At 60.5% G+C, this 10,615-nt stretch carries 7 protein-coding genes; all 7 read left to right on the top strand.

Annotated elements, in window-relative coordinates; genetic code table 11:
- Window positions 1-444 precede the first annotated feature (444 nt).
- The 7 genes from hemA to IRZ24_RS11260 all read left to right on the top strand — a co-directional run bounded on the left by hemA (window position 445) and on the right by IRZ24_RS11260 (window position 10,566).
- Window positions 445-1,830 carry a glutamyl-tRNA reductase gene (gene hemA / locus IRZ24_RS11290; protein ID WP_297164057.1) on the top strand — a complete coding sequence of 462 codons (1,386 nt, stop codon included), beginning with the start codon at window positions 445-447 and terminating at the stop codon, window positions 1,828-1,830.
- Window positions 1,721-2,677, top strand: a complete 957-nt coding sequence (hemC, locus tag IRZ24_RS11285; protein WP_297164054.1) for a hydroxymethylbilane synthase — start codon at window positions 1,721-1,723, stop codon at window positions 2,675-2,677. The genes hemA and hemC overlap by 110 nt, the downstream gene beginning before the upstream one ends.
- A 47-nt stretch (window positions 2,678-2,724) precedes the next feature.
- Complete coding sequence (locus IRZ24_RS11280; RefSeq protein WP_297164051.1) at window positions 2,725-3,624, top strand: uroporphyrinogen-III synthase; 900 nt, start codon at window positions 2,725-2,727, stop codon at window positions 3,622-3,624.
- Window positions 3,625-3,768: 144 nt separating this feature from the next.
- Window positions 3,769-4,533 (top strand): chlorite dismutase family protein, encoded by a 765-nt coding sequence (locus IRZ24_RS11275; protein ID WP_297164049.1) that lies wholly within the window; start codon window positions 3,769-3,771, stop codon window positions 4,531-4,533.
- A 130-nt stretch (window positions 4,534-4,663) separates the two neighbouring features.
- On the top strand, window positions 4,664-6,010 hold the full coding sequence (gene hemL / locus IRZ24_RS11270; protein WP_297164046.1) for a glutamate-1-semialdehyde 2,1-aminomutase: 1,347 nt from the start codon (window positions 4,664-4,666) through the stop codon (window positions 6,008-6,010).
- A gap of 183 nt (window positions 6,011-6,193) precedes the next feature.
- Window positions 6,194-7,174, top strand: coding sequence for a porphobilinogen synthase (gene hemB, locus IRZ24_RS11265; protein WP_297164043.1), 981 nt, complete (start codon window positions 6,194-6,196; stop codon window positions 7,172-7,174).
- Window positions 7,175-8,553: 1,379 nt separating this feature from the next.
- The gene (locus IRZ24_RS11260) at window positions 8,554-10,566 is read left to right on the top strand and encodes a glycoside hydrolase family 15 protein (protein WP_297164040.1); all 2,013 of its coding nucleotides are present in this window, start codon (window positions 8,554-8,556) and stop codon (window positions 10,564-10,566) included.
- Window positions 10,567-10,615: the final 49 nt, after the last annotated feature.

Raw genomic sequence — 10,615 nt, 5'->3', positions numbered from 1 at the left:
TATGGCCTGCCTGGCTTCTTTTTGAGTGCCAGTTTTGATACAACTGTGACGGAAGGGCAAAGCAGGTCTTCCACTAGACGATCTGAGCGCGGAAGGCTCTTTCTCTGGCCATACTGACTCATGGAGCTGAGAACGTGCCGGGCCTCTGGACCGACTGGCGAGCGTCCCCAGTCGGTGATACTATATACAGCAGCAGAACGGTGTTGCCCGGCAAGAGCAGCATGGTAGCTGGCGGGTCGATGATCGCTGTGATGTGCAGAGCGGCCCATGACGGTCGCTGTCTTTTTTTGGGGCCAGACCCCCACCTGAGACAAAATAAGGTGATTACCTGATGAGATATCCGGGGTTTCAGCCTTGACTCTCCTAAGAGAATCGCTAAAATCTCCATAGGCCGCCAATGATTTGAGATTTTAGAGATTTCTTCTATACGCTGTTGAGGGGAGCATGCAGATTGTCCTGGTAGGCGTTGATCACACGTCGGCGCCGATTCAGTTGCGTGAGCAACTTGCCTGTGCTCCGCGGCAAGTAGCGGGGCTTTTACGGGCCGTGCGCCAGGTCGCACAAGAGGCGGTCCTGTTGTCGACCTGCAACCGTTTCGAGCTATATGCGGTCTGCTCGGAGGAAGGACCGGAGGGGCGTGAGGCGCTGCTGCAGGTCCTCTGTGAGCAGCGCGGCGTGGAGCGAGCGCTGCTAGAGCAACACTGTTACACCTATATCGATCTGGAGGCGGCGCGCCATCTCTTTGGCGTGGCCTGCGGACTCTACTCGCTGATCCCGGGCGAGCCACAGATTCAGGGACAGGTAGCCGATGCGCTAGAGGTAGCGCAGGGGGGGAGTTTTGCCGGGCCGGTGCTCTCGGCCCTATTTCGGGCGGCGCTGGTCACTGGCAAACGTGCCCGCCGCGAGACAGGCATCAGCCGACGGGCGGTTTCGATCAGCCATGCGGCGGTCCAGTTAGCGCGCCAGCTCTTCCCGCGCCTCAATGAAGCCTCAGTCCTGCTCGTTGGCTCGGGACAGATGAGCGAGCTGGCAGCGCGCAATCTGTGCGATAATGGGGCGCGCCGCCTCGTCATTGTCAACCGCACCGCTGAGCATGCTCAGCAACTTGTCCAGCAGCTTGGAGAACGGGCTTGCTTCCGTCCTTTTAGCGAGCTAGCGGCGGCGCTGGTTGAAGCCGATGTAGTGATTACTTCAACGACAGCCCCCCATACCGTGGTCACTGAGGAGATGATGCGGACGGTGCTGCTGCAACGGCAAGAGCGCCCGCTGCTCATGATTGATATCGCCTTGCCGCGTGATATTGATCCAGCGGTGGGTGGGCTGCCCGGAGTGCACCTCTACAACATTGATGATCTGCGCCTGGTGGTCGATGAGGGCATTCGGCTCCGTTTGCAGGAGGTGGACCAGGTTGAGCGCATTATCGCGGAGGAGGTGGAGGCTTTTGCGCGCTGGCTCAGCTCGCTGAGCGTGACTAATACGATCGTCGAGCTGCGCGAGCACGTGGAGGCTCTCCGACAGCAGGAGCTGGCGCGCACCTTGCGCCAACTCTCCCCCTCGCTCTCGGAACGCGAGCTAGCGGCCATTCAGGAGCTAACCACGCGCCTAATGAATAAGGTGCTCCATAAACCAGTGACGCGCCTCAAAGAGGCCGCTGCTGCTGGACAGGGGCATATCTACGCTGAGGCGCTGCGCTATCTCTTTGATCTGGAAGTGGCGACGGATGAACAGACTAGTGATCGGGACGCGCGCCAGCAAGCTGGCCCTGGCCCAAACACAGACAGTGATCGCCAGGCTGCAGCGCTTGTATCGCGAGCTGGAGATCATCGTTGAGCCAATTCATACGCGGGGGGACCGCGTGACGGAGGCGCCGCTAGCGCGCATCGGCGGCGATGGGGTCTTTGTGACAGAGATTGAGCGCGCTTTGCGTGCGGGCGCGGTTGATCTAGCGATCCATAGTCTAAAGGATCTGCCGACGGCGCCGTCAGAGGGTCTGCTGGTCCTGGTGCCAGGCCCACGCGAAGACGTTCGGGACGTGCTAGTACGTCGCCGCGACTTTCTCGGTTTGCCCTCCGAGCCGGGAGTACGCATCGGGACCTGCAGCCTGCGCCGTGCAGCTCAGTTGCGTGCCCTCTATCCACAGGCGCAGATTTTGCCGCTGCGTGGCAATGTAGATACACGCCTGCGCAAGCTGGAGACCGGTGACTACGATCTGATCGTCTTGGCGGCGGCAGGTCTGCATCGTCTTGGCCTCTTTGAGAGCCTGGCTGATCGCCTGGAACTACTGCCGATTGAGAAGCTGCTACCGGCCCCGGGTCAGGGGGCTTTAGCTCTCGAGCTGCGCGCCGACTCGGAGCTGCTGCCTTTGTTGACCCCTTTGAACGATGTGGTGGTTCAGGCCGCCACAGTCGCTGAACGCGCCTTTATGCGTCATCTAGGGGCCGGGTGCTATCTACCCGTGGCAGCCTATGCCTATAGGGCTGACCAGCGCTTGCATCTGCAGGCCCTGGTGATCAGCCTGGATGGTCGCCGAGCGGTACGGGTCCGGGGCTGCGTCGCCTGGCGGCCTGATCAAGCCCTGCGTCTGGCGAATCAGCTCGGTGTCATGCTGGCCGAGCAGGCGCTAGCCCAAGGAGCGGAGGAGATCATTGCAGAAATCCGGGCTACCAGCAACGTCTGAGTGGAGAGCGGGGGGGATCTGCGCCGCTCTCAGGAGGAGGTGCCATAATGGTTGCTGCTGAGGAGCAAGAGCAGCCGCTAGGTGGACGAACAATTCTGGTCACGCGGGCCCAGGAGCAAGCGGAGGCCCTTAGCAGCCGCTTGCAGGCCCTTGGGGCGGAGACAGTGACCTTTCCGGTGATCCGCCTGGCGCCGCCAGAGGACTGGGGTCCGCTTGATCGAGCTTTGCTGCGCCTGGCAACTGACTGCGAGCCTGGAGACGCTCCCTACGACTGGCTGGTCTTTACCAGTGTCAACGGAGTGCGCTTCTGTGTCGAACGCCTGCGGACCCTGGGATTGGAGCCAGGGCTGCTGAGAGCTGCGCGCGTGGCGGCCATTGGACCGGCCACGGCGGCGGCCTTGGCTGAGCATGGGGTGAGCGGGGTTCTCGTGCCTGAAGCCTATGTAGCGGAGCAAGTGGCCTCAGCCCTGCTCGCAGCCTGTCAGCAGCAAGGCACAGGACCCCAAGGCCAGCGAGTGCTGCTCGCACGTGCCGCTGAGGCCCGGCGAGTTCTGGCCGATACTCTGCGTCAGGCTGGCATGCTGGTCGAGGAGGTGCCCGCCTATCGTACCCTGCCAGCAGCTGACGACGATCCGCGCGGACAGCAAGTGCTGGCTCTCATCAAGGCAGGGCGCCTGTCGCTTGCCACCTTTACCAGCTCGTCGACAGTACGCTATTTTATGCACTGGCTAGAGCAGGCGTGCTGCGAGCACGCTGCCGAAACCTCGCCTGCAGCCCTCTTAGCTCGTCAGGGGGTAGCCATTGCCTGTATCGGCCCAATCACCGCCGCCGCAGCCCGTGCCCTGGGCCTGCAGGTGACCATCGAGGCCCAGTCCTTTACCATCGACGGGCTGGTCTCGGCGATTGTGACCTACTATCGTCGCCTGGTCGAGACTCTTCCTGAATGAGCCTGGCGAAACACGATCAGGCAGCGTCTCTCAGGCCTGCCTCTTCTGAGGTCAAAGCAGAGGCGCAATCAGCAAGAAGCAGATAGCAACACCGAACAAGGTGTGTTAGAGTAGATAGAGAGCAGTCGAGAAGAGAGAAAAGCCATGTCAGGTCAGATGGAAACGGTTGAGCAGACAGTCACAACCCAGCCTGAACCCGAGCCGGCTCGGGCCAAGCCCAAGCAGCCTCGTCAGCTAGTGCGCTTCGTCTTCTACAAACTTGATCCCCAGTGGCTACGCTTGCCTGCCGAGCAGCGGCGTGCAGGTCGCGAAGAGTTACTCGCTATCTACAATGAGTATGCCCAATGCTCGCTGCTGCGCAGCTATGCCCTCTATGGGTTGCGGTCCGACTGCGACTTTATGCTCTGGCAGGCAACTTACGATATCGGGCAACTCCAGGGGCTGAGCAGCAAGATTCGCCGCAGCACGATAGGCCCCTATTTGCCCGAGGTGCGTTCATTCCTATCCATGACCAAGCGCTCTGTCTATGTAGGCAAAGGTCCGCGGGGAGCGACACATGATCCGCGGCTAGTCATTACACTGGAAGACAAGCCCTATCTCTTTGTCTATCCTTTTGTCAAGACTCGTCCTTGGTATGCCTTGCCGCTGCAAGAGCGCAAGCGCATGATGGATGAGCATATTCGCATGGGGGTGGCCTATCCCAACATCAAGATCCACACCACCTACTCGTTTGGATTAGACGATCAGGAATTTGTCGTCGCCTTTGAGTCCGACAGCATTGCTGATTTCCTAGATCTTGTGCAGGAGATGCGCGAGAGCGAGGCCAGTCAGTATACCTTACGCGACACGCCCATGTTCACCTGTGTTGCGCGTCCCCTGCCGGAGATCCTCGACGACATGGGGGTCTAAGCGCAGGGACAGGCTGGCCGCTGGCTAGGCGTAGCGCGCCGGGGCCGTGAAAACGTGTTGGAGAGAGGAATATGAGCAGGATAGTAGCTGGTGAGCATGGGTGAATATGGAGCTATATAAGGAGTAGGCAATGCAAACGGAGCAGCAACAGTCAGGCAAAAAGGCGGGGCGGGAGTGGTCGCGGGCCCTTTACCGAGAGGCCCAGAGCCTCATGCCTGGGGGGGTCAACAGTCCAGTACGAGCCTTTCGCGCCGTAGGAGGAGAGCCAATCTTTATCGAGCGTGGCGAAGGGGCTCATCTCTATGATGTTGATGGCAATCACTATCTGGATTACGTTGGCTCCTGGGGACCGCTGATTCTGGGTCATGCCCATCCAGCGGTAGTGGAGGCCGTGACCCGTGCGGCGCGGCGCGGCTTTAGCTTTGGAGCCCCGACCGAGGCCGAAAATGAGCTAGCCCGTCTGGTGGTAGACAGCGTACCTTCGGTGGAGTTGGTCCGCTTCGTCAACTCGGGCACGGAAGCCACCATGAGCGCGCTACGCCTTGCCCGTGCCTATACGGGGCGTTCCAAGATCATCAAATTCGATGGTTGCTATCATGGTCATGCCGACCTGCTGCTCGTGCAGGCCGGCTCAGGCGTAGCCACGCTGGGCCTGCCTGGCAGTGCTGGCGTCCCAGCGGAGGCGACGGCTCACACTCTCAGCCTGCCCTACAATGACATTGCGGCGGTTGAAGAAGCCTTCCAGCGCTATCCCGAGGAGATCGCGGCGGTGATTGTTGAGCCGGTGGCGGCCAATATGGGACTGGTGCCGCCACAGCCTGGCTTTCTCGAGGCCCTGCGGCGCCTGACTACCCACTATGGGGCCGTGCTCATCTTTGATGAAGTCATTACGGGATTCCGGGTAGCCTTGGGAGGCATGCAGGAGCGCACGGGGGTGCTGCCCGACCTGACCTGCTTTGGCAAGGTCATCGGGGGAGGGCTGCCAGTAGGGGCCTACGGTGGCAAACGGGCCATCATGGAGCTGGTTGCGCCACTTGGGCCGGTCTACCAGGCGGGCACCCTCTCTGGCAATCCGCTAGCAATGGCCGCTGGTATTGCCACCCTCAAAGAGCTGCAAAAGCCCGGCTGCTACGAAGAGCTAGAACGTAAGGGGGCGCTGCTTGAGGAAGGCTTGCGCGCTGTGGTCGTGGCCTCCGGCTTACCAGTGCAAGTAGTACGGTTAGCCTCCCTCTTCTGCCTCTTCTTCAGTGCGGAGCCGGTGCATAACTACGCGACCGCCAGGCAGGCTGATACCGAGCGCTACGCACGTTTCTTCTGGGCCCTCTTAGAGCGCGGCATCTACTTCCCACCCTCGCAGTTCGAGACCTGTTTTCTCTCGCTCGCCCATAGCGATGCCATGTTAGAAGAGACCCTCAACGCCATTGAGCAGGCGCTGCGGGTTGTAGCGCGAGGCAGTTCCAGCACAAGCACAGCCTGACTGACTCCTGAGCCGGCTGAGCGCAGGCATCATGCTGTGACCATTCTCCTCCTGCTGTAGAGCTTGCCGGCCCAGGCGCCTGAGTGCGCCCTGGCGCAAGTAGCATCGAGAGTCTCTCAGCGTTGGGGGGAGGCTGCAGAATCATCAACGGTGAGAAGGAGCGAAGGAAAGGAGTGCGAGAGCATGAGTCAGTTCCCTGTGACACGCCTGCGACGCACGCGCCGGACGGAGCGCTTACGCGGGCTTGTGCGCGAGACCCATCTTGCGCTTGAGCAATTGATCTATCCGCTCTTTATCGCTGAGGGCATCAATGAGCCGCGCCCGGTGGCTTCAATGCCGGGCATCGTCCAGTGGCCGCTGGAGCAGGTGGCGGGCGAGGCAGAGCGCGTAGCGGCTTTGGGGATTCCGGCTGTTTTGCTCTTCGGCATTCCAGCCAACAAGGATGAGCAAGGCTCGCAGGCCTATCATCCCGAGGGCATCATTCAGCGCGCCATTCGCCACATCAAGGCTGCCGTGCCCGATCTACTAGTCGTGACCGACGTCTGTCTTTGTGAATACACCAGCCACGGTCACTGTGGGGTCATTGCTGGCGGTGAAGTAGAAAACGATCCTTCGCTGGAGCTGCTGGCACGTATGGCCCTCTCGCATGTTGAAGCGGGCGCCGATATCGTGGCTCCTTCGGACATGATGGATGGGCGCGTTGGGGCCATTCGCCGTCTGCTTGATGAGCGAGGCTTTGCCCAGACGCCGATCATGGCCTACTCGGCGAAATATGCCTCTGGCTTCTATGGTCCTTTCCGTGAGGCGGCGGAGTCGGCTCCTCAGTTCGGAGATCGGCGCTCCTATCAGATGGACCCGGCCAACGCGCGTGAGGCCCTGCGTGAAGTTGACCTTGATATTGCCGAGGGAGCTGACATCGTCATGGTCAAGCCGGCCCTAGCCTATCTTGACGTCATTCGGCGCGTGCGTGAGCATTGCGATCTGCCGGTGGCGGCCTACAATGTGAGTGGCGAGTATGCCATGATCAAGGCGGCGGCTCAGCAGGGCTGGCTGGAAGAGCGACGCATCGTCATGGAGGTGCTGACCGGCATTCGCCGCGCCGGCGCCGATATCATCATTACCTACTTTGCGCCTGATGTCGCGCGCTGGCTGCGCGAAGGCTAGGCTCATCTCCGACCTCCTCTGTCAGGGGAGCAGACCGCCGAGGCACCAGCGACCACGACAACAGGCTCCCCCAGATGTCCTATTCCCAGCGAGGAGCATCTTGATGAGACGGAGCGCCGGCTCACGGACGCTGAGGGGGAAAGGGGAGGAGCTGCCCCGGATCAGACAGAGGCTCAGAGGTCAACGACCCCTGGCTCAAGCCAGGGGCTTGCCCGCAGCCGCATCGGCCCGGGCTTCGGGGCCACTTCGACAGCAGCCCGCTGCCCCGTAGGACAGGAGAGCACCCCAGAGACGACAGGAGAGCACTGTAGCCGGGTTGATCCGTGCCGCTCCTCCCCCTGCACGATGAGGCACAGCCGTTGCTGGCCATAAACAGGCCAGTGCCTTCAGCCTCAAGAGGAGGATACCACGAGCCGGCTGAGCCAACCCCAGGTGAGAGAAGGGAGGGAGCCACCTTCCTCCCCTGGATTCATCCAGGAGTCCCCGGCGGCGTGTTTCTATGGGGGGAGAAAAGCAGCCTAGGCAATTTGACAGTAGGCCTCAATGCGATTAGAATGAAGACTGTACCGGTCAGCGATGGCGGGATGGATGAAACCATCCATCCCTCCTTTCTTTATTTTGGCACGTTGGCGAGAGGGGAGAGATTGGTAAGGTGAGGGCAAGCAGCCGTGACTGAGTGCATAGTGAAGAAATAAAATGGCCGGTTTTTTCTTTCTAAACACTAGGTGGGGCGGAGGGATCAGGGTGAAAGTGGGAGCAGCGAAAGAAGTCGGTGCGCTCGTTACCTCAGCGCTCTTCTTCCGTTCTCACCACATGTAAGGCCTGGTCGCGGTGCCGCTCAGTGGGGTGTGCGGCCCTGGGGTGTGTGATGTGAAGCGCTGAGGGAATAGGGGTCAGCCAGGCAGGTCCAGTACTGCACAGAAACAGGGCTGGGCTGGATAGCACGGCTGCCGGCGGAGGCCGCCGTTGGGTGGGCGAAGGATGGGCAGGGGTGGACAGCAACGCGCGGCGATTCAGATCGCGAGGGACGAGAGAAGCCGTCGCTAAGGCGTGAGGCTGTCAAGAATGGGCGGAGCCTGCGGTCTATAGAAGTGAGGGGGAAAGTGAATCTTTTTTTCTGCAGATGACCTCTCCGCTTCCTAAGCAGGGGAGGGGAAACCGGCTCTTCCCCCATTTTTATGGTTATTCTGATATCTTGTTACCAGAGAGGGTTCTGCTCCGTCCTCTTCACAAAAGGGGCCGGAAGAGGAGCCGGCTCGAGTGGGGAAGAGGCCCACAAGGAAGGAACCTGGGAGCCCCGCCAGAGGCTCGGCCTGCCCGGTTCTTTCGGAAGGAGCTGTTAAGCAAGAGTTTAGCTCACTAAAGGGAAGATTCGTGCTATGGTTGGGTTGAACACAAAGAATCGCTCTTATCAGCCCATCGGATCGTATGGAGTCATCGGAGACTGTCATTCAGCTGTGCTGATAGCGCCGGATGGTTCGGTAGACTGGGCCTGCCTGCCCGATTTTGACAGCCCGGCTATTTTCTGTCGGTTGCTGGACGCGAGGCGTGGCGGCTTTTTCCAGATTGCCCCGACCGATAACACGATTCCTGGAGTTCAGCGCTATCTTCGTGATAGCAATGTGCTGCAGACGCGCTTTACGAGCATCAGCGGCGAGATCGTACTCACCGACTTTATGCCAGTGGAGTCGCTGGAGGCCTGGCCCTACCGCGGCTTGAACAATAATACGTGGTCGTATGAGGACGGCTCGTGTCATAGCCTGGTGCGCATTGTGGAATGCACGCATGGAGAGCTGCCGATTACGGTGACCCTGAAAGCGACGCCCAACTATGCGGCGACAGCCAGCCAGATCGAGCTCCTGCCCAATGCCACAGGGGCGGTGATTTCAGATGGCCAGCAGCATATTGGGTTGGCGATCATAGGGGCTTATCGGCTGCCGGGCTTCTCCCTGGAGATTGTGCCGGACGAGGGAGAGGAGCCGGAGATGTTGCATCCCACTCTGGTCGTGCAGGTCACGCTGCGTGAGGGCGAGCGGCTGATCTTCGCGATCGGCATGGGGCGGAGCCTGCGCGCAGCACGGAAGCTGGTGGAGCAGGAGCTGCTCCAGCGCGATTTCACTGCAGAGCTGGCTCATACGCTGCATTGCTGGCGGCGCTGGATCTCGGGAATCAACTACGATGGCCCCTATGCGGAATGGGTCCGACGCAGCGCCCTGGTACTGAAGATGATGACCTATGCGCCTACCGGTGCCTTGGTGGCCGCACCCACAACGTCGCTACCGGAGGAGATCGGAGGCGTGCGCAACTGGGATTATCGCTTTACCTGGCTGCGCGATGCGTCCTTTACGCTCTATGCCTTGCTGGTCCTCGGCTTTACCGATGAGGCCCGCGCCTTTACCTACTGGCTGCGCCGTCTGTCGTATTCCAACGGCGAGGATCTGCAGGTGATGTACGGTATCCGCGGCGAGCGTGAACTGCCGGAGCGGGAATTGACCCATCTGGAGGGCTACTGTGGCTCTCGCCCGGTACGTATTGGTAACGCTGCCGCTGAGCAGAAGCAGATGGATGTCTTCGGCGAGATTCTGGATTGCATCCATCTCTACCGGCGCCGCGGGGGCTTCGAGCGCTACGGCGAGAAGCTGGAAGGCCCTCTGTGGGAGATGTTGCGCTCCCTGGTCGACTATGTCTGCGCTCACTGGCATGAGCCGGACCGCGGCATCTGGGAGATGCGCGGCGAGCCTCGCCACTATGTCTATTCAAAGGTCATGTGTTGGGTCGCGCTGGATCGCGGCATCCGTGCCGCCGAGCAGCTCCATCTGGAGGCCGATCTGCTGCGCTGGTACCGCGTGCGCGATCAGATTCGGGCGGATGTGCTGGCCCACGGCTATAATACCGAGATCGGTGCGTTCACCCAATCATATGAGAGCACGGCCCTCGATGCTTCCAATCTGCTCCTGCCGCTGATCGGCTTTATCCCCCCTGATGACCCGCGCATGCGCTCAACGGTCGATCGCATCATGGAGCAGCTCACGGATGAGCATGGCTTTGTCTACCGCTACCTGGCGGAAGATGGCCTGCCCGGCCATGAGGGGACCTTCACGATCTGTACGTGCTGGCTGATCGATAATCTGGCCATGCAAGGCCGTCTCGATGAGGCCCGCTCGCTCTTCGAACGCTTGCTCACCTACGGCGGGAATCTTGGCCTCTTCTCAGAGGAGATCGATTCGCGCAATCGGATGGCTCTGGGCAATTATCCCCAGGCTTTTACTCATATCGCTCTTATCAATAGTGCTTATAATCTTTATAAGGCAGAACTGCGCCTGGCTGAGCGCGATCGTTGCACCCAGCCGGTGATCGCCGCTATCCAGTTGCAGAAAAAGTCCGACGAGTGACTACGTGGGTGGGCGGCAGTAGGTGGGGGGCTATGAGGTGGGCCACAAG

The organism is Thermogemmatispora sp., assembly GCF_019683755.1.
Classification (GTDB): Bacteria; Chloroflexota; Ktedonobacteria; order Ktedonobacterales; family Ktedonobacteraceae; genus Thermogemmatispora.
Note: the sequence above shows the minus strand (reverse complement) of the source record. Positions and strands in the feature narration are given on the sequence as shown.